This is a genomic window from Lentibacillus sp. JNUCC-1, from assembly GCF_009741735.1.
In the GTDB taxonomy this organism is placed as follows: domain Bacteria; phylum Bacillota; class Bacilli; order Bacillales; family Amphibacillaceae; genus Lentibacillus_B.
This window is the reverse complement of record NZ_WHOH01000003.1, coordinates 998,264-1,021,212: the sequence shown is the minus strand read 5'-3', so window position 1 is coordinate 1,021,212 and position 22,949 is coordinate 998,264. Positions and strand designations below refer to the sequence as shown.

At 41.7% G+C, this 22,949-nt stretch carries 28 protein-coding genes and 1 other annotated feature; of the genes, 3 read left to right on the top strand and 25 right to left on the bottom strand.

The genetic code is table 11. The annotated features are described in order from the left end of the window. From nadE to JNUCC1_RS15580, 16 genes are all read right to left on the bottom strand, one after another. A complete protein-coding gene (gene nadE / locus JNUCC1_RS15655) occupies positions 1–741 on the bottom strand; it encodes an NAD(+) synthase (protein ID WP_156646369.1) in 741 nt (246 codons plus the stop codon). Positions 742–858: 117 nt separating this feature from the next. Beyond that, positions 859–1,716 (bottom strand): SafA/ExsA family spore coat assembly protein, encoded by an 858-nt coding sequence (gene safA, locus JNUCC1_RS15650; RefSeq protein WP_156646367.1) that lies wholly within the window; start codon positions 1,714–1,716, stop codon positions 859–861. 154 nt (positions 1,717–1,870) lie between these two features. After that, on the bottom strand, positions 1,871–3,157 hold the full coding sequence (gene obgE / locus JNUCC1_RS15645) for a GTPase ObgE (protein WP_156646365.1): 1,287 nt from the start codon (positions 3,155–3,157) through the stop codon (positions 1,871–1,873). A 9-nt stretch (positions 3,158–3,166) separates the two neighbouring features. Continuing rightward, the gene (locus tag JNUCC1_RS15640) at positions 3,167–3,697 is read right to left on the bottom strand and encodes a Spo0B domain-containing protein (protein WP_197431768.1); all 531 of its coding nucleotides are present in this window, start codon (positions 3,695–3,697) and stop codon (positions 3,167–3,169) included. Positions 3,698–4,018: 321 nt separating this feature from the next. After that, the gene (gene ltrA, locus JNUCC1_RS15635) at positions 4,019–5,338 is read right to left on the bottom strand and encodes a group II intron reverse transcriptase/maturase (protein ID WP_442915421.1); all 1,320 of its coding nucleotides are present in this window, start codon (positions 5,336–5,338) and stop codon (positions 4,019–4,021) included. Between the two features lie 1,036 nt (positions 5,339–6,374). Then, on the bottom strand, positions 6,375–6,665 hold the full coding sequence (gene rpmA / locus JNUCC1_RS15630) for a 50S ribosomal protein L27 (RefSeq protein ID WP_156646361.1): 291 nt from the start codon (positions 6,663–6,665) through the stop codon (positions 6,375–6,377). 15 nt (positions 6,666–6,680) lie between these two features. After that, positions 6,681–7,010 (bottom strand): ribosomal-processing cysteine protease Prp, encoded by a 330-nt coding sequence (locus tag JNUCC1_RS15625; RefSeq protein ID WP_156646359.1) that lies wholly within the window; start codon positions 7,008–7,010, stop codon positions 6,681–6,683. A gap of 12 nt (positions 7,011–7,022) precedes the next feature. After that, the gene (rplU, locus tag JNUCC1_RS15620; protein WP_156646357.1) at positions 7,023–7,331 is read right to left on the bottom strand and encodes a 50S ribosomal protein L21; all 309 of its coding nucleotides are present in this window, start codon (positions 7,329–7,331) and stop codon (positions 7,023–7,025) included. Between the two features lie 11 nt (positions 7,332–7,342). Beyond that, positions 7,343–7,416: a sequence feature (ribosomal protein L21 leader region), on the bottom strand. Positions 7,417–7,495: 79 nt separating this feature from the next. Continuing rightward, positions 7,496–8,359, bottom strand: coding sequence for a M50 family metallopeptidase (locus JNUCC1_RS15615; protein ID WP_156646355.1), 864 nt, complete (start codon positions 8,357–8,359; stop codon positions 7,496–7,498). Continuing rightward, the gene (locus JNUCC1_RS15610) at positions 8,346–8,678 is read right to left on the bottom strand and encodes a peptidoglycan DD-metalloendopeptidase family protein (protein WP_156646353.1); all 333 of its coding nucleotides are present in this window, start codon (positions 8,676–8,678) and stop codon (positions 8,346–8,348) included. The genes JNUCC1_RS15615 and JNUCC1_RS15610 overlap by 14 nt, the downstream gene beginning before the upstream one ends. After that, positions 8,672–9,118, bottom strand: coding sequence for a hypothetical protein (locus JNUCC1_RS15605; RefSeq protein ID WP_156646351.1), 447 nt, complete (start codon positions 9,116–9,118; stop codon positions 8,672–8,674). The genes JNUCC1_RS15610 and JNUCC1_RS15605 overlap by 7 nt, the downstream gene beginning before the upstream one ends. Before the next feature lie 115 nt (positions 9,119–9,233). Next, on the bottom strand, positions 9,234–10,034 hold the full coding sequence (gene minD / locus JNUCC1_RS15600; RefSeq protein WP_156646349.1) for a septum site-determining protein MinD: 801 nt from the start codon (positions 10,032–10,034) through the stop codon (positions 9,234–9,236). Beyond that, the gene (gene minC / locus JNUCC1_RS15595) at positions 10,027–10,713 is read right to left on the bottom strand and encodes a septum site-determining protein MinC (RefSeq protein ID WP_156647156.1); all 687 of its coding nucleotides are present in this window, start codon (positions 10,711–10,713) and stop codon (positions 10,027–10,029) included. Before minC ends, minD begins: the two co-directional genes overlap by 8 nt. 48 nt (positions 10,714–10,761) lie before the next feature. Next, positions 10,762–11,277: a rod shape-determining protein MreD gene (gene mreD / locus JNUCC1_RS15590; protein WP_156646347.1), complete on the bottom strand. Its 516-nt coding sequence runs from the start codon at positions 11,275–11,277 to the stop codon at positions 10,762–10,764. Further along, entirely contained in the window at positions 11,274–12,149 is an 876-nt protein-coding gene (mreC, locus tag JNUCC1_RS15585; protein WP_156646345.1) for a rod shape-determining protein MreC, read from the bottom strand. The genes mreD and mreC overlap by 4 nt, the downstream gene beginning before the upstream one ends. A 12-nt stretch (positions 12,150–12,161) precedes the next feature. Further along, the gene (locus JNUCC1_RS15580; protein ID WP_156646343.1) at positions 12,162–13,202 is read right to left on the bottom strand and encodes a rod shape-determining protein; all 1,041 of its coding nucleotides are present in this window, start codon (positions 13,200–13,202) and stop codon (positions 12,162–12,164) included. A gap of 458 nt (positions 13,203–13,660) precedes the next feature. Between JNUCC1_RS15580 and JNUCC1_RS15575 the strand changes: the two genes are divergently transcribed. Continuing rightward, a complete protein-coding gene (locus tag JNUCC1_RS15575) occupies positions 13,661–13,945 on the top strand; it encodes a hypothetical protein (RefSeq protein ID WP_156646341.1) in 285 nt (94 codons plus the stop codon). Between the two features lie 68 nt (positions 13,946–14,013). Further along, a complete protein-coding gene (locus tag JNUCC1_RS15570; RefSeq protein WP_156646339.1) occupies positions 14,014–14,349 on the top strand; it encodes a hypothetical protein in 336 nt (111 codons plus the stop codon). 106 nt (positions 14,350–14,455) lie between these two features. Here JNUCC1_RS15570 and JNUCC1_RS15565 read toward each other — a convergent pair whose 3' ends face one another. After that, complete coding sequence (locus tag JNUCC1_RS15565) at positions 14,456–14,878, bottom strand: hypothetical protein (protein WP_156646337.1); 423 nt, start codon at positions 14,876–14,878, stop codon at positions 14,456–14,458. Beyond that, complete coding sequence (locus tag JNUCC1_RS15560; RefSeq protein ID WP_156646335.1) at positions 14,871–15,527, bottom strand: hypothetical protein; 657 nt, start codon at positions 15,525–15,527, stop codon at positions 14,871–14,873. Before JNUCC1_RS15560 ends, JNUCC1_RS15565 begins: the two co-directional genes overlap by 8 nt. Positions 15,528–15,896: 369 nt before the next feature. Between JNUCC1_RS15560 and JNUCC1_RS15555 the strand changes: the two genes are divergently transcribed. Then, entirely contained in the window at positions 15,897–16,097 is a 201-nt protein-coding gene (locus JNUCC1_RS15555; protein WP_156646334.1) for a hypothetical protein, read from the top strand. 179 nt (positions 16,098–16,276) lie between these two features. Here JNUCC1_RS15555 and JNUCC1_RS19080 read toward each other — a convergent pair whose 3' ends face one another. The 7 genes from JNUCC1_RS19080 to JNUCC1_RS15510 all read right to left on the bottom strand — a co-directional run bounded on the left by JNUCC1_RS19080 (position 16,277) and on the right by JNUCC1_RS15510 (position 22,936). After that, positions 16,277–17,299, bottom strand: a complete 1,023-nt coding sequence (locus JNUCC1_RS19080; protein ID WP_269448177.1) for an N-acetylmuramoyl-L-alanine amidase — start codon at positions 17,297–17,299, stop codon at positions 16,277–16,279. After that, entirely contained in the window at positions 17,299–17,556 is a 258-nt protein-coding gene (locus JNUCC1_RS15535; protein ID WP_156647155.1) for a holin, read from the bottom strand. Before JNUCC1_RS15535 ends, JNUCC1_RS19080 begins: the two co-directional genes overlap by 1 nt. A 16-nt stretch (positions 17,557–17,572) precedes the next feature. Further along, positions 17,573–17,920, bottom strand: coding sequence for a hypothetical protein (locus JNUCC1_RS15530; protein WP_156646332.1), 348 nt, complete (start codon positions 17,918–17,920; stop codon positions 17,573–17,575). Between the two features lie 305 nt (positions 17,921–18,225). Then, entirely contained in the window at positions 18,226–18,495 is a 270-nt protein-coding gene (locus JNUCC1_RS15525; protein ID WP_231784248.1) for a DUF3675 domain-containing protein, read from the bottom strand. 37 nt (positions 18,496–18,532) lie between these two features. Then, positions 18,533–18,748: a hypothetical protein gene (locus JNUCC1_RS15520; RefSeq protein WP_156646328.1), complete on the bottom strand. Its 216-nt coding sequence runs from the start codon at positions 18,746–18,748 to the stop codon at positions 18,533–18,535. Next, on the bottom strand, positions 18,735–18,917 hold the full coding sequence (locus JNUCC1_RS15515; protein ID WP_156646326.1) for a hypothetical protein: 183 nt from the start codon (positions 18,915–18,917) through the stop codon (positions 18,735–18,737). Before JNUCC1_RS15515 ends, JNUCC1_RS15520 begins: the two co-directional genes overlap by 14 nt. Continuing rightward, positions 18,917–22,936, bottom strand: coding sequence for a phage tail spike protein (locus JNUCC1_RS15510; RefSeq protein ID WP_156646310.1), 4,020 nt, complete (start codon positions 22,934–22,936; stop codon positions 18,917–18,919). The genes JNUCC1_RS15515 and JNUCC1_RS15510 overlap by 1 nt, the downstream gene beginning before the upstream one ends. Positions 22,937–22,949 lie beyond the last annotated feature (13 nt).

The window sequence follows — 22,949 nt, the reverse complement described above, 5'->3', positions numbered from 1 at the left end:
TTATGAACGTTTAAATCGCGGTAAAGGAGCACGTTTATGTTCGGTTTGTTGATGCATGCGCTCAATAATGCGCTGATCTTGTTCCGGAATTGTTTCTCCTGATAAATAAGCATCAATGCGCTCATAAGTCGTACCCATTTCTGTTTCATCTGTCTGACCTTCCCATAGATCGGCGCTCGGTTGTTTGGCAATAATCTTCTCAGGCACACCAAGATATTCAGCCAGTTTTCGAACTTCTTCTTTGGTGAAATCTGTGATGGGCTGTATATCGACACCGCCATCGCCATATTTCGTGAAATATCCCGTATGCCATTCACTTGCATTATCGGTTCCCACGACAAGGTAATTCCGGTGAGATGCTATCGTATATAATGTGCTCATTCGAAGTCTAGCCCGCAAATTTGCATTAGCCATTTGATCTCGTTCAGAAACAAACGCGCTTTTTTCATTCAAGCTGGCAGAAATATTTTTATATAATTGACCATGTGCTTCAGTTAAATCAACTGTCATGCTTTGGATGCCGGAACCTGTGACAACTGCTTCTGCATCTTGCAGATCACTCTGTCTTGTCTGAATTGGCATAATAACTGCAAGTGAATTTTCCGGAAATGCCCCTCTAATGAGGTAAGCGACAACAGCCGAGTCCAAGCCGCCGCTCACCCCAACTACAAGCCCGTTTACTTTTGCTTCTTTAACCTTTTGCTGCAGCCAGTTCGTAATCTGCTGTATTGTTTGCTTCATGTTATTCGCTCCTTCAAAAGATATACTGGCTTAATTTTATCATGTTTATGATATGGGGTGAATGATTATGGTATTGTTGAAATCAAAAAAAGAGGCGAAGATAGAATCTTCCCCTCTCTAATTATATTTACTCATCACTTGTTTCGTCCTCGTTTGTTCGATCACCATATGCCATAGGATAGCCAGGGGGGCAGGATAAGGTGACATCGGCATATTCCCCTGTTGCATTGGCGGATAAGTGTGTTGCATAGCCGGGTTCTGCCATGTGTTCATATTGTGGTGGTCTGGGGCAGGCATTTCGCCATAATTCCCTTGAGGCATCATCCCTTGGTTCATTCCAGGCATAGGCCCGTAATTTTGCTGTGGCATATAGTGCTGTGGGGTAGCAGGTGTGTGTTGTTTGGAATGACAGCCACAATCACTTTGCGGCATTGGCATAGCTGGTTGCATGTGTTGTGGTTGCCCGCAGCACATGCATATATTAGGCTGCATCATGCCGTGATGTTGGGGCGGTGGACAGTTCACTTGATGGACAGGTTGTTGTGGCATCATTTGCGGCATTTGCTGTTGTGGCTGAGAAACTGGTTTTTGATAGTGTTCTTGCATATCGGGCATTTCGCTGTGCTGCGGTACAGTATACATATCCGGCATTTCAAGACTTGGCTTTTCAAGCGGTTTTAAAAACGGCATCTCCGGCTCAACATGTTTTGGCTTTTCATGATCGTCCTCTTTAATGACGGGCTTTGGCGCGGGTGACGTGTCCTTATAAGGTTTTTCAACAGAAGGGGAGGTCTTTTTCATTTGTTTTGTTTTAACGGCTTTTGAGTCGGCAGGAACCTTAACTTTCATACCAGGCATGATCATATCTGGACTGGACAACTGAGGATTTGCTTCAATTAATGCCTCATAAGAAACATGATATTTTTCTGCGATTTCCCACAATGTATCGCCTTTTTGTACAACGTGAATTTTCAAGCTGATTCAGACTCCTTTCATTTCTGGGCATTTAGCTCTCTATCAACATATGCATACACGCCTTAAATGTTGAATGATTCCTGTTGTTCAAATAAAAAAACCGCTCCTCGTAGGAACGGCTTAAATATAATGTGTGAGTCGATTGATTCAGGTGTTAATCAATAAATTCAAATTCAAGATCCAGAAGCCTAATGGTATCGCCATCTTTTGCGCCTCGTTTTCTTAACGCTTCATCTACACCCATCCCCCGCAGCTGTCTGGAAAAGCGCTGGGCAGATTCTTCACGGGTCAGATCTGTCATCTTGAACAGTTTTTCAATTTTTTCACCTGAAAGCACGTAAGCCCCGTCTGGATCACGGGTGATTTTGAACTCGTCTGTTTGTTTTCGGTGTTTATAAATAACTGTGTCTTCAGTTTTATCTTCCTGTGTTTCTTCTGTATATTTAGGGATCGCATCAAGCTTATCCGCAACAGAAAACAACAAATCTCTCAGTCCTGATTTCGTTAACGCAGATATTGAATAAATCGGATAATCATCGCTCAATTGTGATCTAAACGCCTTAAGATTAGCTTCTGCATCCGGCATATCCATTTTATTTGCAGCAATGATCTGAGGACGATCCTTTAGAGTTGCATCATACTGGTTTAATTCGTGATTGATGGTCATGAAATCCTCATAAGGATCACGTCCTTCTGTACCTGCCATATCAATCACATGAACAAGTACCCTTGTTCGGTCGACATGGCGAAGGAATTGTTGACCTAAGCCAACGCCTTCATGAGCACCTTCGATTAGCCCTGGTAAATCAGCCATAACGAAACTGCGGCCATCTTGAGTTTGAACAACACCCAGGTTTGGAGCAAGTGTCGTGAAATGATAATCAGCAATTTTAGGTTTAGCTGCACTTACCACGGATAACAACGTTGATTTGCCCACGCTCGGAAAGCCAACCAATCCCACATCAGCAATAAGCTTTAGTTCCACGTTGACTTCAAGGTCCACCCCGGGTTCACCTTTTTCAGCAATTTCAGGTGCAGGGTTGCGAGGGGTGGCAAAGCGAACATTCCCTCTGCCCCCGCGTCCACCTTTAGCAATGACAGCCTCTTGTCCATGAGTTGTTAGATCTGCTAGAACTTCTCCTGTATTAGTATCTGTAACAGTTGTCCCAGGAGGAACCGCTACAATACGCGGCAATGCATTTTTGCCATGCTGATTTTTGCTCATGCCATTTTCTCCGCGTTTAGCCTTATAATGTCGGTTATAACGGAGATCCATGAGTGTGTTTAACCCTTCGTCGACTCTAAAGACAACGTCACCGCCATTTCCGCCATCTCCGCCAGCGGGGCCGCCCATTGGAACATATTTTTCCCGACGGTAAGCGACTAGGCCGTCACCACCGTCACCTGCTTTAATATATACGTTAACCTGATCTACAAACATAGCGTCACCCTATTCATCTTGCTCAAATGTAAGTATACAACCGAGCTGTTTATCTTCTTTATGAACAATAACAGAAGGCAGTTTGTGTTGCAATTGTTTTTTTAATTCTTTTGCATCCACAAAGGTACCTGTCATATTAATATGTATGATGTACGTTTTTTTAATGCGCTCTTCATGAAAATGCAAATGGGCCTGATGTAATTCATGAACAGCTGCGTGGCTCCGAAACACTTGAAATAACGTTTCACATGACTTCACAATTTTCTGGTCAAGCTTCGGTGAAACGGGATGAGATTCAATTTTATATGTGAGACGAAAATGCGTCTGTTCCATATTAAAACGGATCACCCAAAGAGCAAAATCTGGCAAACCAAGATGCATGAGTCGCCTTTCTTGGTCCAGTTGACTCGTGTAAGCTGACAACTTTTCTTCTGCTTTATCAGGTTTACCCATGCCAAGATAACCATGAATGACTTGTAATTGATTCAAAAGGTCGTGTCTGTAATGGGTTAGCGTATCAATAACCTCTTTAGTTTCCATATACATTGCCCCCTGTCATTCAAATTATAGCAAATTTTGGAAGCAGATGCATGTCCTTTTTGCTGCTTATTAATACACAAAATCCGTAGACTGCGAATTAACCAGAAGATTTATGACTGCCTCTGGCAACCGCTCGGGGAAAACACTCCGCGTCCAGTGGGCGCTGATGAGCCTCCTCGGTCTGACAACCTCCGGGGTCTCATCTAGGCTTTTTGCTCCCAGTCGAGTAAGCGGGAATACTCTCTAGTTTTCGAGAGTATTCCTCACTCCTCACAGAACCGTGCGTGCAGTATTACCGCACACGGCTCTTCCTATCATCATTTACAAAATATAGCTAATCTCGTTTCTTAGTTCGTAAATGTTCACTTTCATTTTCGGCTTGGGCAAGGGGTATTTTCTTAAGAATAAGTTGAATTTATCCCAACTAAAAGATTTCCTTTGACTCCGTCGATTCATCCACTTAAATAACAATTGCTTGACCCGGTAGAGGAATTCCTCCACCGCCAACGTATTATCTGTAATACAATAATAGTTGTAATATCCTTTAAGTGACCGATCGAGTCTTGCCATAATCTCTTGAATATCTCTGTTTCGATTGGCTTTCAGCCACTCCTTTTGATTCGCTAGCTTGGCTTTCATTTTCTTGCGACTGGTCTTTCGTTTAACACGAAAGTTACCGGTTCGGCTTTTACTGCAATAGTGCGTGAAGCCAAGAAAATCAAATGTAGATGGCTTTCCAGATCCTCCATTTCCAGCGTTTCGACCAAATGAAATGATACTTGTTTTGTCTTCAGCTATTTCCAAGCCAAATTTGGCTAGTCTTTTAATTAATGCTGAGTAGAAAGCTTTTGCTTCGTCCTCATACTGAAAACAACATACAAAGTCATCGGCATAGCGCACGATGTATGCATGTCCTTTGCATTGCTTCTTGACCCGTTTCTCAAACCATAGGTCTAGTACATAGTGCAAATACACATTCGCTAAAATGGGGGAAATGATCCCTCCTTGCGGAGTCCCTTTATCCGTATCAAAATACTTTCCTTCCTCCATGTAACCTCCCTTAAGGAAGCGTCGGATGATTCTTAAGAGGTTCGGGTCTTTGATACGATGGTTCAGAAACTTCATCATCCAGTCATGATCGACATTGTCAAAGAATCCTTTAATATCAGCATCCACCACAAAGTTGGTGGGGCGCTTTTCAATATATACATTCAGGATTTTCAACGCATCATGACAGTTTCTGTTAGGGCGGAAGCCAAAAGAGCTTTCAAGAAAATCATTCTCATATATGGCATTAAGAATCTTCCCTATAGCCCGTTGAACAATCTTATCCTCATGGTCAGGGATACCTAAAGGTCTTTTCTTTCTCGAGCCCGGCTTATCAATGTAAGTGCGTCTGACTGGTACAGGGCGGTAAGCATTGTTCTTAAGCCGTTTGACCAGATCATCGACATTTTCATTGAGGTTATCGCCGTAGCCTTCCTTAGAAATTCCTTTTGTACCTCTGGCTTTTTCACTAGGCAATTCATAATGACATTGTTTAAGATTGTTCACGTTTAAGAGATGTGCCAATGACGTAAACGCCATATTCTTATCTTTCTTAGCTAATTCTGCTATCCTTGTTAGTTTCGTTTCCATCATTAATTCCACCTCTGGGTGTAGATAATGTTTCCCTTTCAAGGTCGATGACGGGTAGCGGCCTTCCCTCCATCGGAGTTACCCGATTTCTTTGGTACTATGCCGCTATCCGACTTCCTTTAGACATCTGACAGCCCTTACTTTATTATCGCTTGTTCGTCATTACTCTTCGTCAGAAGAGATCTAAAGGACCTCCCGAGTTGCCATAATATATCAATGTGTGACGTGCCGAGGTCACCGACTCCGAGGAAGCTGTTATGATCTTGCCTTGTCGATCATAGCAATGTTGCCTTCTATGCTCCTGAGCATATCGACCTTCCTGAAAGCACGAATTTCGGAGCTCAATCCCTTCAACCGCTTGGCTTACGGCCCATCACCTCGCTGTCTACGCTTAAGGGCAAATGTTACCATTTGCCGTCCAAGACTCGCTACGAGCGAATGGCTAGTTCTTTCTCGACGGGGATTCCACCCGTTATATATTACGACCTATGCTCGGCCGCACCAGGAGTCTCCGTGTTTTCCCCGAGCTGGATATGAGAAATCAGTTTGCTAGCTCTTATTATGAGTAGAACCGTCCAAGCCACTGAATAAAATAGAGTGATTGGAGCTTCGGGAAGTCGACTCCAGCGGGAATAGCACGAGTCGAAGACCCCACAGTGAGCGGTACATTAAGGAGGGTCGACTAAAATCGCCCTTTGCGGGCAACGTCGACATACCCCTTGCCGGGGCAAGGAGGCTGAGGCCGTGCCCGCGGCTAGAAGACACTGTCAAAGTGGGTTTCTTGAACAGATGTCGCACTTGAGCTGTGATAAAGTTAAAGCGATTTCCCGGAGCGCAAATCACGTTCTGCTTACTAAGCACATTGATTTTACTTCACCTTATGTAGTAAGAACGCTTCTTAAAACTTTCACTAGTTCGCAGTTTGTGTCTATTGTTCGTTAACAATGTTTTCTGTGAAGGCAATGGTCTCTTTAAAAAGCTTAAAATAAACAAAAAATCGGTTCCTGATTTGGAAACCGATTTTTTGTGTTTGATCAAATTATGCTTCTTGAGCTACTGGATAAACGCTGACTTTTTTACGGTCACGTCCAAAACGTTCAAACTTGACGACCCCGTCTATCTTGGAGAATAATGTATCATCTCCGCCGAGTCCCACGTTTGCACCAGGATAAATCTTTGTACCGCGCTGACGATACAAGATGGAGCCACCTGTTACAAACTGACCATCTCCGCGTTTAGCGCCAAGGCGTTTGGATTCAGAGTCACGGCCGTTTTTGGTGCTTCCGGCACCTTTTTTCTGTGCAAAAAATTGCAAGTCCAGACGTAGCATACTTTTCAACCTCCTTCATTTCTGTTCAATTGTTATAAACTGGCTATAATCGCGTTCAATGGTTTCCATGGAGACAAGCATGCCTTCTAATAGCAGCTGGACTTCATCTCCCACTTTACGCTCCGTAATATCAGGTATGGCAACATGAAGATAGCCGCCATCCTGTTGTTGACTAATTTCAAGATCAATACCACACAGAGCAATCACTGCGTTAACTGCTCCAAAAGAAACAGCTGATACACCCGCACATACAAGATCATAACCATAAGGACCACTCTCTGCATGTCCGGACAACTCAAATGACGTAATGTGCTTCTGCTTTCGCCAAACCTTTAAACGGATCATCTTCTGTTTTCCTTAGGCATTAATGGCTTCAACAACCAATTTTGTATATGGCTGACGGTGACCTTGCTTGCGATGATAATTTTTCTTAGGCTTATATTTGAAGACTGTAATTTTCTTCTGTCGACCTTGTTTTTCAACTTTAGCCGTTACAGTTGCGCCTTCAACGTAAGGAGCACCGACTTTCACATCAGAACCTCCGACAAAGAGAACCTTGTCAAATGTAACTGTTTCTTCTTTGTCAGCAGCCACCTTTTCAACATAAATCTCCTGGCCTTTTTCTACCTTGATTTGCTTACCGCCTGTTTCAATAATTGCGTACATTACTTGCACCTCCTATTACCAAGACTCGCCATGCAGGTACTTCCCAACGGAAAGATTAACCTGTTCTGAGCGGTTGTAGCACTGGTGCTACGTTTTATTTAACGTAATGATGTTACCATGAAATTCTAAGCCTGTCAACTGTCTTTGAAATGAGCTTAGAATTCTTATGGAAGATGAAAAGCGATATCTGCCATCTGGCGGTCATGGCGTTTATCATAAAAATAAGAACGGAGGCATTCTGTTTCATCCACCATTTTACGGGTTTGATCAGGAAAGACAATATAGATTTGATGCCTTTTTTCACGTTTAAATAAAGCAAAAACATCCGTAACCAAGCTGTGGGAGGGAACTTCTATCGCGCTGACACCTCTTATGTGTCCATTATTTTCATAACGGTTCAATAAAAACCGAAGAAAGATGTAGGAATGGCGTTTACGTTCCACATGGTTTTCAATCAGCAGAAAAACGGCGATCACATAAACGCCAAGCGTAAATGGCGCCATAAGTGTATACCCGATGATCAGCATTACCACGGCAAGCGTAGAAAACATAACCGTTAGCTGATGTGCCCGTTTATAAGGCCAATGGATAGATAATAAAATAAGCAGCAGCTTGCCGCCATCTAAAGGCCAGATAGGCAATAGGTTAAATAACAAAATGACACCATTATAATATAAAATCGACTCATTTATTGAGTGTGGAAATAGATCAAATGAAGCTGCTAATAGTGTTAAAAAATATATCAGCACATGCTGAAAGGGTCCGGCAAGGGTAACGAGCACTTCTTCATAAGAGGGCTTTGTTGTATGTTCATCCGTCTCCATAACACCGCCAAAAATCCAAAGCACAATACCTTTAATGCGCCATTTGAAAAAACGGGCCATACTATAATGACCCATTTCGTGAAGCAATACAATGGTAAAAATGATCAAAAGCTGGACAAACGTGCCTGTAATAATAGATATCAATATAAATAAAATCATGATTGGGTGGATATGAATAGGTGGCAAAGATTTAAGGACGGTCATCAACTTGAATCACCTGAACAGGATCTATTGGTTTGTTATCTTTTTCAATGGCAAAATACAAGTTTTCCATGTTTGTCTTTGGTTCAAACACACCCAAATGTTCTTGCGCCTGGACAGATTGGTAGACGTGAACATCAATAGAACTTAAATAACCATATGTTGAAAGACTATTATCAGCGTGCTGCACCACAATCGTTTTACCTGTTTTACGGTCATTGCCTGCAAATATAATCACACCCGATTTTAAAGCGGAGACCTTTGTCGTGTCTTCAGGTGCAATTAAAATCCCGGAACCATGTGTCTGAAAGGTCTCTACCACATGCCCCCCGCAGGCAGAGCCATCTCTTTGTTATCTGTAACTTTTTTACTTTCAAAAGCAAGAGGTGTGCCGAAGGATTCTTGATACCACTGATTCACACGGGCAAACGGAAACTCCTGCGAAAGCGCTGAACTTGTCCATTGTTTAGGCTCTGTAAACATGGACTTTTCTGTTTCCATGATGAGTGCTGTACTTAAAAATAGCCCTAAGGCCAAAACGCCTTTTAAAATAAACCCTGTTATATAAGCGTCTTTACCTTTTTTTCTTTGTTTCGACGATGAGGAAGGAAACAGAGGAAAATAGCCATGTTTTTCTTCTTCTTGAGGCAAAGAAGCATACATGCGATACGCGTTCGAATGATTCGTGCTTCCAGGTGTTTTTCGTTGCTTTTTTCGGTTTTCAATGGATTTGCGTACTTTTCTAATATTTTCATTCATCATGATCACATCCCCATTTGGCACATTTGTACAAGTCTATGAGGGTTAAGTGTAAAGTAGACGTAAAAAAGACTTAAACCTAAAAATGGTCTAAGTCTTCTGGGATATTATTTGTTGGTTAAGAACGCATTCCAAAAAATTGCTTCACCTTTTGCAACATACCTTTTTCTTCTTCAAGCGATTGCAATGGCACCGTTTCACCCAGCATACGCCTGGCAATATTGCGATAGGCGATGGATGCTTTTGAATTCGGTTGGAAAGCGACGGGCTCGCCTTGGTTTGAGGCTTTGATGACTTCATCATCATCAATGACAATTCCAATAAGATCAATGGATAATATTTGGACAATATCCTCAATATCCAGCATGTCCCCGCTCTTCATCATATGATTACGAATCCTATTGATCACAAGGTTTGGCGGATCAATATGGGTTTCCTTTTCAAGAAGGCCAATAATTCGGTCAGCATCACGTACGCTTGACTTTTCAGGGGTGGTGACAACGATTGCCTTATCCGCCCCGGCTATCGCGTTTTGGAAGCCCTGTTCAATACCTGCGGGGCAATCAATTACGATATAATCATAGGTTTGTTTCAATTCTTCCACTAACGTTTTCATGCCCTCACTTGTGATGGCTGATTTATCCGTCGTCTGAGCGGCGGGCAACAAAGACAGTTCATTAAAGCGCTTGTCTCTTATTAATGCCTGCTGAAGCTTGCAACGTCCCTCAATGACATCAACAATATCGTAAATAATGCGATTCTCAAGCCCCATTATGACATCAAGGTTTCGAAGGCCAATGTCTGTATCCATCAAGCACACTTTCTTATCCATCAAAGCAAGTGCTGTACCAATGTTAGCTGTTGTTGTCGTTTTCCCGACGCCGCCTTTTCCTGACGTAATGACGATTGCCTCACCCATTGTACATTCTCCTTTCAAATCCGCTCAGATCTTTATGGTGCTTCTTGATCGCACGTAATTGATCAATGACTATTTTATTTCGCTCCGGCTCCACGAATCCGCATTCCATGTAAACCCCATCTGATTCATAGTCAGGTGCCCTGCTTATGTAATCTGCTATACGGAGTTGGGTCGGTTTCATATAAGAGGCCGCAATGATCACATCTTGATCTCCTGTGGTGCCAGCATGTGCAATACCCGCCAGTCGGCCCATAACATATATGTTTCCTGATGCAGTTACCTTGCCACCCGGATTCACATCACCTACTAGCAAAAGATCCCCGGTAACGTTCAATATTTGTCCGGACCTAATCATTCTGTGTATAACTTTGACATCACTTTCTTCTTTCCAGGCTAGCGCATCTTCTTTAAGTACCACCTCAGAATCAATGGTTTCTAACTGCATATTATTTTGATGATTTAGAACCGATGACAGTTTTTCATGTTGTTCATGGTTAATATATCGTTTTCCCAGTTTCACAGATACTTTGACAGAAGGACTATCTGTAACAGGGTCTTTCACGGAAACTTTTTCTTCAAGTTCTTTTAAGGCATCTTCAAATGAACAACCATCATCTATAAAAATGGTCAGCCCATCTTTCGTTCCCTTAATTATTATAATCTGATCATTTTGTACCATGTTGTTCACCTCATGTCCTCCCCCAGGCAACCCTGATCACTTAACCTGCTAATCAGTTCCCCATTTAATCAGCAGGTTTTTCATAACGGGGTATAACACAATTAAAAAGACAAGATTTGCCAATACGGTTGGAATAAGCCGCATAATTAAGTAATCAGGAATTGAAATATTGGTTAGGCCAACCATCTCGTAGATTATACCAATTAACACATCAGATATAATAACAGCGATTGTTCCATGCAAAATGGCGGAATATATGTTTGTTTGTAAATATTTCATCAAACTATAAACAACATAAATCGCAGCGCCATAACCGAACATATACACGCCCAGGATTCCAGTATAAGCAATATCGATCAAAAAGCCAAACACCAGTGCATATCCAACACTCAGCAGACTCTTTTCTCTGACATAAAACAAACTTATAAACACAATCAAAATCAAAATCCAGTGCGGAACAATAATGGATTTACCAGACACAATACTGGCGGGGAGCAACTCAAAAGCAACGCCTTCAAACACGAGGAATACAAATAAGCATAAAGGGACGTATAAATGTTTCATTCAGCCCCCTCCTCATTTTCTTCTCGTTTGCCTACCATCGTCCGACTGACGACGATAACGTTATTCACATCATACATATTTGCAGCAGGTTCAACCAGCGCCGTATTTGTGAGACCATATTGGTCCGGTACCACATCTTTTACCTCTCCGATTGTTAATCCGGCAGGAAATACCCCTCCCATCCCGGATGATACGACAAGCTCTCCTTTTTCAAGCTTTTCCCCTGAATGCTCAATCATTTTAAACATAAGGGTATCCGTTTTTCGGTCATACCCTTCAATTAGCCCAAAAATATCAGGAGCATCTTCTCGGGCGATGGTAGCCGAAATCCGGTTGAGCTGATCAAAACCCGTCAGCAGCTGAACAGTTGATGTAAACTCTGATGCTGTTTGGACTTTACCAATCATCCCATCTGCTGTAATAACTGCCATATTGGGTTGAATGCCTGCTTGCTTGCCTTTATTAAGTTTGATTTGCTCAATCCAGCGCTCAGGTGACCGGGCTATAACAGTTGCCTGAATGGGTTCATAATCGCGTATGCTTTCTGTTTTATCAAGTGTTTCCCTAAGTTCAGCATTCTCTTTCTTAATTTCCTGGACTTCATAAATTAAATTTTTATTCTCGGCAAGTTTTTCTTTAAGGATTTTGTTCTCTTCGTAAGTCTTTTTAATTTCATCTATATCTTCAAAAAAAGTTGTTACAAAATCAACTGGAGCATGAATAGCGCTTTGCGCCCATCCTATAGTATCATTAACGAATTGTTCGGGTGTGGTCAAATGGTCACGATCATTGATGGAAAAACCAATCATAACGACCAGAATAATTATCCCGATCAAGAATACAAATAATCTTTTTTTACGAAAAAAATTCATGGCTGCACCTACTTAGTCTGTAGTGGATCGTGTTGAGACATTTGGGTGGGTTCTAAAATGCTGTATATAATCAAGCGATTTTCCTGTCCCCAAAGCAACACTGTCCAACGGGTTTTCGGCTACAAATACCGGCATTTGGGTCTCGTTACTGATCACCTGATCCAGATTAGTGAGTAGCGCCCCGCCACCCGAAAGCACGATTCCGCGGTCCATAATATCTGCAGCCAATTCAGGCGGTGTTTGTTCTAAAGTGTCCTTTACAGCACTAATGATCGAATCAACTGTTTCTTTCAATGCTTTAACAATTTCAGAAGTTTGAATCGTAATGGTTTTTGGAAGACCGCTTAACAAATCACGTCCTCTGATATCCATTTCTTCATCCTGAGTGATTTCTCCTGCTCTTCCAATATCCATCTTAATAGATTCAGCGGAACGTTCCCCGATCATCAAATTGTAATGCTTTCGAATATAGTTAATAATAGCATCGTCCATATTATCTCCAGCAGTGCGAATTGATCGACTGGTAACAATGCCTCCAAGCGAAATAACAGCAACTTCAGTGGTTCCGCCACCAATATCCACGATCATACTTCCCGTCGGCTCCCAGACAGGAAGCCCGCAGCCGATTGCAGCTGCAAAAGGCTCTGCAATGGGGAAAGCGTCTTTCGCACCAGCCTGTTTAGATGCATCAATGACAGCCCGCTCTTCAACCATTGTAATTCCTGATGGCACACAAATCATGACGTTAGGCTTTCTGGCCATTAATGATCGTTTTCGCATCGCTTTCTTTATAAAGTATTTCATCATCACTGCAGTTGTATCATAGTCAGCGATGACACCGTCCTTCATTGGTCTTATAACAGAAATGTTTCCGGGCGTTCTTCCAATCATGTTCCTGGCAGAGCCACCAACAGCTTCCACTTGTCCTGTTTCCAGATTTTTTGCTACTACAGAGGGTTCTCTTAATACAACACCTTTCCCCTTAATGAACACCAATGTATTTGCGGTGCCCAAATCAACACCGAGATCTTGTGAAAAGTTAAAAATACCCAAACTTTATCTTCCTTTCCTTCTGCCGCTCATCCAATATATACTGTTAAGCTTTGTTTAATGGTTATATTTTATGTAATACAACAGGCGCCTTTTTTCATTAAGATACGTCCACACGTTCGCTATGAGATGGACTCAAAATGTGTATTAATGAAAATTCGACGCCAACAATAGGTTGTCTATTCAATTATACGAGAAAACAAAGCAAATTGATAGTGTTATAAGTATCTTGTAAGTGTTTTTTTGCAGTTTCTTCTAGGAGTGTTTTGTGGATGTGTCAGTTATTAGAGATGGGAGAAGCGAATTTTTTGTTCATTGAATTTCGTATTTTTATTTTTTCCTGTGATGTTTGTGTGATATTCGTGTGATGCTTTTATGGATCATAAAAAATTGTATTACTTTAAAGGATTCTTCTGATCACATGTCGAATTATGTATTATCAAATTTAAAAAGGTGATTAATTGGAAAAATACCTTCAAGAACTATCCAAGCGCTTCAATCCATACAGTTATATAGTCCATGTAGATTATATTGACTGCATAGACGAACTGTTCATCGATCTCAGCGCAAAAGAAATAAATGAATACTGGTATGTGTTTTGGCATCCGGAAATTAAACCGACTCAGCTGCAAGGACCATTTATAATATTAGATGAATATCGTAAGCCTTTGCCTATTTTTCTCGAAGACACGCTGCATATGCTCGTGCCTTATTTAAAAAAGAATTATAAGTGGTTTATAAGATAAGTTTTCCATTGTATATCTTTATCACTTCATTATATAATAAGAACAAATGTTCTTTATGAGGTGATAGAATGGATAAACAAACAATAGATAAGTTTATTACAATGCCTATGGCCATCAACATATTAAAGCAAGACCAGGAGCAGTTTAAGAAATTCAAAATGCAAAATGTTTACCTTGATAAGCTTGACGCGATTATAGAGCGATTAGTGAATGACTTTTACCAGCTGAAAAAAGACATGATTTCTAAACACCATAGTGAGGTAAAAAAGATAAGTAGTTTGAAGTATAAAGTGGATGGAGAAATTATTGAATATACTGCTGATGAAATTAAGGCGTTGGTGTCAAGATTGCTTAGACAATATATGTTTACCGTGGAAGCTGAAGAAAAGGAGAGGATGTGGTGATTAACATATTAAAACAAAAGGGCCAATTAAGGTAAGGCCCTTTTATTCATTTCGTATTATGTAATTTCTTATGTAGTATCCCTATTTGTAATAAATCACATTCTTATTATTGGTTGCTAGTTATTTTACTATTTATAGTAAGTAAAGGGGCAATATCCAAAAAGTTCGTTACAAAATTACTATGATTTATTTTATGTTTAACACCCCTAAACAATGCATCACACACGTCTTCTCTTTTATCAGTTATTAATGATTTATCCACTGTCACATTTTCTACCCCAAATGACTTATCACAGTCTATAGTCGTTTTGTCATAAAAAGGGTTTCTGTCGATGTCGGGGTCTTCAATTAAATAATTATGAGGAGCTTTATTACGGAACAAATGACGTGGCTTAAATGTCTGACATTTAATAAATTCTTTTTGGGTTCCGCTTTTAAGACATATATACATATGAGGGCGAGCTGCTAAACCTGAGTCTATATCAGGAAACGGAACCCTCATTCTGATTACATTCTTTTCATCAATCAACCAAAAGCACCCCATCTTCAGATATTTTAACATACACTGGATTCTCTAATTCGTCATTATCAGACAATGTTAGTAATAGATTTTGTTGTTCTTCAGTTAATTTATTGAAATCATCTTTGTCTATTACGAAACTCTTATCTTCAACTTCTATAACAACAGTAGAATTTATGAAGTTAGAAGGATAAGTTTGTCTTAATGTTTCCATAAGAGAAACATCGTTTTCATTTAAATCGTCTTCATTAAGCGGAATTTGCTTTACCTCACTCATTATTTCGAGTTCTTTTTCATTCCATATATTCATCTCATGAGTTAAATCTGACAATTCCTCTTCATTTAAAACTCTAGTTAAGAAACCGGAGAATCTTGCTCTCTCTTCATTGATCAACTCGGGTTTTAATTGGTATGCCTCATCTGCTGCATTAATAAACTCATCTTTCCTGTACGTATAATCACCATATACATTACTAAATACTGGTCCTCTTTTGTAACCTTTTAAATAATTGAAGTCATAGTCGTCATTGTCGATTTTAGAAAGCGCTTCATAAAAAAACAAAAACTTTTGTAACTTCAATCCATTTGAAAATTCCTGTTCATAATTGTTTTTTAACCAACCACTTAATGATTTTTTCCTAGTGTTAGAGTTTAACACAATTACACCCCCTATTGTGCAATTAATAAAACACCTTCATACGGGCTGTTTATAAAAAGTAAAATATACAAGTTATAAGAAGCCTAAGGTGTTTTAATTAGTAGTAATTTATCCAATGAATAGTTACCTTCATTTAAAGGATACCACTAATTGGTAATAATTAAAACATAAAGATGATATTTTTACCCGAGCAATAAACTTTGATGCGAAATGTAAAAAAATAGTGACAAATAAAAACTTTCTCTTGTTCAACTTATTCCTCTTCAATAATCATGTTTTACATTTTTATTTAAGAACAACATATTTATTTAAAATAAAATGCCTCCTTATCGTAACTTTTTTCGATTATAGTTATGAGGAGGGGTTTTAATGGAAAAAATACTACCTGGACACTTGGTGGGGTTTGGATCCGCAAGAGAGATGGATGAGTTGGAGAACTACTATGAGGATGGTTTTACAGATGCTGGGCTGTCAGAAATACGCTTTAAAGACAAACTGACTGGTGCAGAATGTGAGAAGTTGTGCGCGGATCTTTCTAGTGAAGTAATTGTTTATAACATGAATAAGTAACGATGAATTTGAACAAAATAAAGAAGAGGGTAAGCTACATAAGCCAACCCCCTACTTCCATTGCCGCCTCTATGTGAGGTGGCTTTTTTATACGACTTTTACATATTTACTCGATGCCGTTATATAATACGTGGCACCTTTACTGTTTCGTACTTTGTATTGATGCCCTGACCCGACCTTTACCTTAGAAACAATCGTCGGGAAGCCGTACCCTTTTTGAGATACCCGGCCACATGACTGTCTGACCAGGACGCTTTAGAATAAAATCGTAAATTGCCGCTGTGTTTAGACTCAACACGCTTTCCGACGTATGACGGTTTAGATGCTGCAGGTTTACTTCCTTTGAGTTTAGCATAGGTTTTAGGTCCGGGAATCTGGTCAACCGTCAAACCATAATAGGATTGAAAACGCCCCACGGCATCCGCTGTCTTGTCTCCAAAGTACTCATCCACACCGTTGTTCTTGGCTCCTTTTTCCGGATAGAATGGCGGGTTATTGTTAGCGAGCATTGACTGCATCTGCCCAACAGGTTTGCCGTACTGGCCTTTTCTGAGAGCTTGTCCGGTCCAGTTGCCGGTCACCTTTTGCCATTTGGATGAAGGCTTATTTGGTTTAGGTTTAGGATTGCTCACATGGTCCGCTTCAATGTCTTGTCCAGGTGCTACATACTTATGACCAATATGCTCGCAAAAAGCCTTGACGACCGCCTCAGCATACGTTTTCCAGTGTTTTAGAATACGGTCTGAGTCAGTCTTATTGTCAGCAAAACCATATTCAACGATGATCGTTTCAACGCTGCCGGTTTCCCGATGCATATAGTAGTAGTCATTGCTCCCCCATTTACGGGTAAATACCCGGCGGGTGTTTTGCCCAACTGCAGCGAGAGCATCAGCAATCCGATGTGCCAGCTTTCCATTAGAATGGATTGAGTGGATCGTCTCTGCACCTTGACCGCCACCGGCATTAATGTGGTTAGAGATGCAATACTTTGCACCGCTATCCCGGACGATCTTTGTTCTGGGGCCAGATGGTAGATGCTTATCAGATCGGCGTGTCATGGCCACACTCACGCCCAATTCTTTAAACCGCTTTTCCTGATATAAAGAGATTTCAAGTACCTTATCTTTTTCTTTGAAATGACTGTTAGAACCGCCGCCCGGATCCATGCCACCGTGTCCACCGTCTATGATTAGTAATGACATTATTTACTCACTCCTTGCCGCTGTTTAATCAACTCAAACAAACCTGTACCGGCAAGTCCCGCAAATCCGCCAGCCCACAATCGTAAAGCAAGCTCCATGTCTGTAAACGGATAGGCAAGGATACCGATGATCAAGCCGATCAAAAGACTGACTGCGGGCAGATAATTCTTTTTGACCTTGACCGTTTTCTTGACCAGTTCTACGAGCGCGGCCACGACCGGTGCTATGATCGTGGCAAAGATTAGTGTTTGTTGCATAACTTCGTTTTCCATGTTATTGACCTCCTAAATAAGTTAAAATAAAAACCGCCAAGGAAATAGCTAACGCTATCCATGACGGTAGATTTTTAAATGTATTTTCTCGTTGTTTAACAATCTTCTCAACATCGTCTTTTGAAGCTTTTTCTCTAACGGCTTTGCTCATCTTGTCTATGGCTTCTTTGTTAGTGGTTGACCTATAATCTGCATTGGTTGCTATTTCTGCTGTCTCTTTTATCTGTTCTTTCATATCGAGAAGATTGTCCAGTTTTCCATTTTGTTCAGCGAGCGACACCTTCACATCCATGAGTATCGACATAAACTTTTCCATGTCCTCCACTTCCCTGTCTACATTTGATGGCATCCTCGACCCCCTAACGTTCCGACATAAGAAAAAGCACCCCTTTTGGAGTGCTCATAATTAATTAATTTCTTCTACCTGAAACCACTTTACTTTCATCATGTTTATGAACCTTCCTGATTCTTCACATTTAACCCATTGTTTCGATGCCACTTTACTTTCAGCGTTTTGTTTTAGATTAGTGGATACAGTAATTGAATCTGTTTGGTCATTATCATATCTAATTGTCACAATGAAGTTTTTCATCATTTCACCCCTTTCTCATCTACTCATTTCGACAAGAATGGGCAAAAGTCCTGCTTCTTCAATTATTTCTTTTTTCCTTCAAAGAAGCTTATGAAGTTACTGATTGCTTCTAAAACTACCGTAACAATGGTCCAAATAATAACATATTTAGGTAATAGCATACCTGCTATACGCAAACCCTCGTCTGATGGATTATCTATTCTCAGAACATCTGCGAGACCCTCAGGGCCAATAAATTTAGCGTATATAAATAAAGCTAATCCTACGTATGCGACAGCCTTTGCAAAATATAATACCCTCACAATTATCACCTCCTTATCTTCCCTTTCCATAAGAAGGTAAAATTCCCTTTAAAATCCCCCGAAAATTTTAAGCAGCCTTAATCTTACTCGACACTTCCTGCCGGACAAGCCCCTCGAGAGCTGACAATGACTCATTACCCTCATACTCTGCAGCTGTCAATGGGATGTAGCCATTTACGTTAATCGTCCGCTGATCGTCATAGGCCGAGAAATGCACCTGAACACTGTCTGCAGCACCCTCCGCATATCGTACATTGACGCTCGTGATATTAATCGTCATCATTATTATCAATCTCCTTTTTAAGTTTATTCAATTCCTCTTGCAGTCTAGCGTTTTCGGATTCTAGCCTTTCAGCTTTTTCCTCTGCCACTGCTAAACCTGTTTTAGCATTAGACAAATCATTTGCCCATCCAGTGTTTATCTTTTTAATGACGTTGTTGATGTCCTGCATTATTTCCACCTCCCAATTGCAACATACCCTGGATACCCTGTTATTCCCGTGTTTGGGGCTAACACATATACAGAACACCCTGTGGTGCTAAAGGTTCTAACACCTCCCCACATCAACCCTGCGTCTCTTCGGGAGGCATCTGATATTGTTGGTGTAAACCTGAATGATTTCGGGAAGGTAAAAGACTTGCTTGTGTAAGCTATACCTCCAATACTGCTAGAAGTTTCAATTGAGCTAGTGTCTGTTTCCCAACAAATCTGCAAGCCGTTGTCATATCTGATATACCCACTGTTGGCCCCAATGCTCTCGTCTACAACGATGTCAGCTTTTCCATATGGTGTTCTAAAGTCAGCCGCGGCAAATTCGGCATACGTGTTATCGTTTGCAAGCCTGGCTTGTAATTGGTTGATGCCTGAATTGGTAAATTTAAGACCAACGTCACCCGAACTTATAAAACCATGGTGCGGAGAGTCTCTCGTCTCGAAATCAAAACCTTCGTTAGCGGAAGATGCGGCTGTTCTGAGTGTCAGCCTGTTTGCTTCAATAGCTAGGTCTCTGCTAGTTTTTATCTCGTTTTGAGAGATAATCATGAACGTGTTCCTACCACCTCTTTGCACGGTTCCAAGATTCACAGACCCATGCTTTACTTCAGCAAAATCACCTGATATGTTGCCTGCTAAATTTATCTCTTCTTCCGTGTAAAACCCATCAGCATCAAAGCTTGTTGAGTATGTTGTCGTTAATTGCTCTACCGACTCGCTGTACGAGGATGTGAATGTGTTGCCAACAAGGTCCCCTGCAAAAGTCGCATCCTCCCCAAACACATGCCCAGTGAAATTAATCTGGTCAGCATCAAACGTAAAACTGTTAGCCTCTTGCGTGAAAATGGAACGGGCTTCACTGTCGGTGACTTTCGTCTTGATGCTGTCGGCGTTTTGGATGATTTCGGATTCTGCGGTTGAGACGCGCCCAGACAGTGTATTGAAGTCCGTCTGTGAAACTTTAGACGTTATTTTATTCGCATTTTGCGTGATACTCGATTCAGCATCGGATACTCGCCCGGTCAACGTGTTTAATTCCGTTTTGGTTGCGCGTTGTGTGATCGCATTGGCGTTTTGTGTGATGGATGTTTCGGCTTTTTCGACTCTTGAATCATAATCAGAACCTTTTACGGTTGTAATTTTCGTAATGTCTTTCGGGATGCTTGCCGATATTTCCATATCCCATCCATCTTTATAACTATCGGGGGCTGTAGAGTAAGACATAATAGCTTTATCTACTGTGAACGCCGGATATTTCCATAAAGTAGAGTCAAGTCCTAGAATAATAACCACTCTATCGTTTGCATCTCTGCCTATCCTAACTTTGTCAATCGATTTAGTCCCGGTGTTTTGGTACGAATGATTTAGTATAGAAGTAGTGTAGTTATAGAAAGAGATTGTTAAATCTACATCCGAGTTATCTGTGCGATAATTATAACCACTTATTTTAACTCTCGTCATAACCCTACGGTCAATAGGAGTTTTTATGAGCATTACCCCTTTTGTACTCGAACTCCGGGATGCTAACGATGCTAGGTTATTAAAGGCTTTCATTGTTCCTGGATAATCTTCTATAGTTAAGGATTTATCCGTGTACCCCTTTGCGTTCTCTTCCGCCTGACTTGCCTTCGTATCCGCATGAGATTTCGCTGCCGATTCAGCACTACTTGCCGCACTGTCGGCGTGGCTTTTTGCGTCCTTAATCCCACTAGTGTAAGTTGTCGAATCGACCTTACTAGCAATCTCATCTGCCTGTACGGTCAAGGCAGCACTGTTGTCCGACACCTTCCCGCTAATCGTATCGACTTCCGACTGATTGGCTTTTAATCCTATAGCAGTTTCGTTCTGCCCGATCTGCGTTGATTGGGTATCCAGCCGACTGACAACTCCGTCCATATCCGCATTATATTCGGTCACACTAACGACATTATTAATCTTGTTGTCGATCTCTGCAATCGTATAAGATCCGACCTCACCCGCTTCAGTAGGTGAAGCCTTATCCCACCCAGTTCCTGTATAACGCTTCATTATGTTAGGTATCTTAGATGTATCAAGCCACAACATGCCAACGCTTGGACTAGATGGGGCTGTTGGTTGTTGAGGTATGGCGCCCTGTTTAAGTTGTAGCTGTCCATCGACATAAGAAATGCCCGCTTTGTCGCTTAGATCATTCGCGATCTCGGTCATCTTATTATCGTAAACAGTCTTGGCTACCGCATAGTTCTTGGCGCGTGTCTCGGCTTGTTGTGAGACTGTATCAGCGTGTGACTTCGCGTTAGATTCAGCTTGACCAGAAACAGTATCCGCATAGCCTTCTACAGCTGTTTTTAAAATGCCATCTTGGCTGTCAGCATATCCCTTAGCACTGGATTCTGCGCCATCTGCTTTAGACTGCGCACCGTCAGGAGTTTCCGCGCCAATTTCCGCGGCTTCTGTGGGGCTTAACTTAATCCACGATATGCCGTCATGCCTTTTAATGACGTTCGGCGTAATAGAAGTGTCAATCCATAGTGCTGATTGATCAGCGGGTGGGGCGTTAGATTCAATGCGCTTTTTCTCCGCATAATCTTCCGTGTATCCAATTGCCGCATTTTCTGCAGCTTGCGCTTTCTGTTCAGCGTCTTTTTTGGCTTCTTTCAGCTTCTGTTCGGCGTCCTCAATTGCTCGCGCTTCTTCTTTCGAGACTTCACCATCGGCGTATGCTTTTGCTTCCGTTTCAGCGAGTTCCGCTTTTGCCACGGCAACTGCTTCAGCTGCCTCTTGTGCTTTATCCGCCCGGAGCTGTGCGAATGTTTTTCCTTCCTCAAACACAACCTCGTCCTTATCATCAATGGTCAGCTTGTTGTACGTGTATTCGATAAGCTCGGCATTGCTGATTTTGTCGCGAATTTGATCACGAAATTGTTTCCAAATAGCATTGACTTCATCCTCGGTATATTCCACATAGTCTCCAAGCTGTACGGTCTTTCTATCCTCAGCTTTGATGTCCCTATCCTGCAGATGCACACGTGCCTCGAGATAGAGGGGCGGCTCAAAGCTCGTATCCTTAATCCTGATCGTGTCGCCATGGCGTATCCTCTCATGCTCGTATCCTAGCATATTTTCAAGGTCGATAATCTCCGCCTCGTATTCCACCACGGCATTAATGCGCTTGTTTAATTCTGTCCTAGTGTATTGGATCAGCTGCTCCTCGGTCATGCCCTGGTCGGTGGACTGTGGCTCGTACACCTCGATCAGATGTTGACCATTTCTGCCCCACCGAGCAAGAGCGTCTTTATCCTCAACAATAACTTCAAGGCGAGAGCCGTCATCACGTTCGGGGCCGATACCTTTCAGTGCGGTGACGATATTATCAGTCTTTTCAATCCGCTTAATCTTGGCTAAATCCTTGCCAAACTCAACCTCACGCCCGCGCCACTTGCCGATACGCTCAACCAAGTCTACATACCTGCCAACAATACGACCGCCCTTGATTTCGACACGGAATTTTAGTTCTAGCCCAAACTCCCTCGCCATCTTTTTCAAAGCCGCAAAAGGATTCGTGTGCTTCTCAAACGTGAGTGTGCGCACGCCTTTAAATACGACATTCCCCGGCTTCCATTCGGTTCCAGATAGAAATTCTGCGGCGTGTTGCTCGGCAGTCAGGGCAGATGTCTTGTTTGGATCGATGACCTTGGCTTGTTTCAGGAGCAAATAGCTTGCGTTAGAAAACACCTCGGCTTTTAATCCGTCGGCACCGTGATATTTACCTGATTCGTGGATGACAAACTCTTGATACGCGCCGTCCTCTTCGGGAATGATGACCCGGTTTAACTGTCCGAGATGTCCGGAAAACGATCTGTCGCCGAATGTTTCAAAATCGAATGTTTCAAGGTTGTCTTTAAGCGATTTACGGTGGTTGTTGTCTAGGATATTCGGTGCTGTGATAAAATCTAGTATCTTGTTGGATTGACCGTCTGTGATGTGTATGATTGTCATAGATTGTTCACCT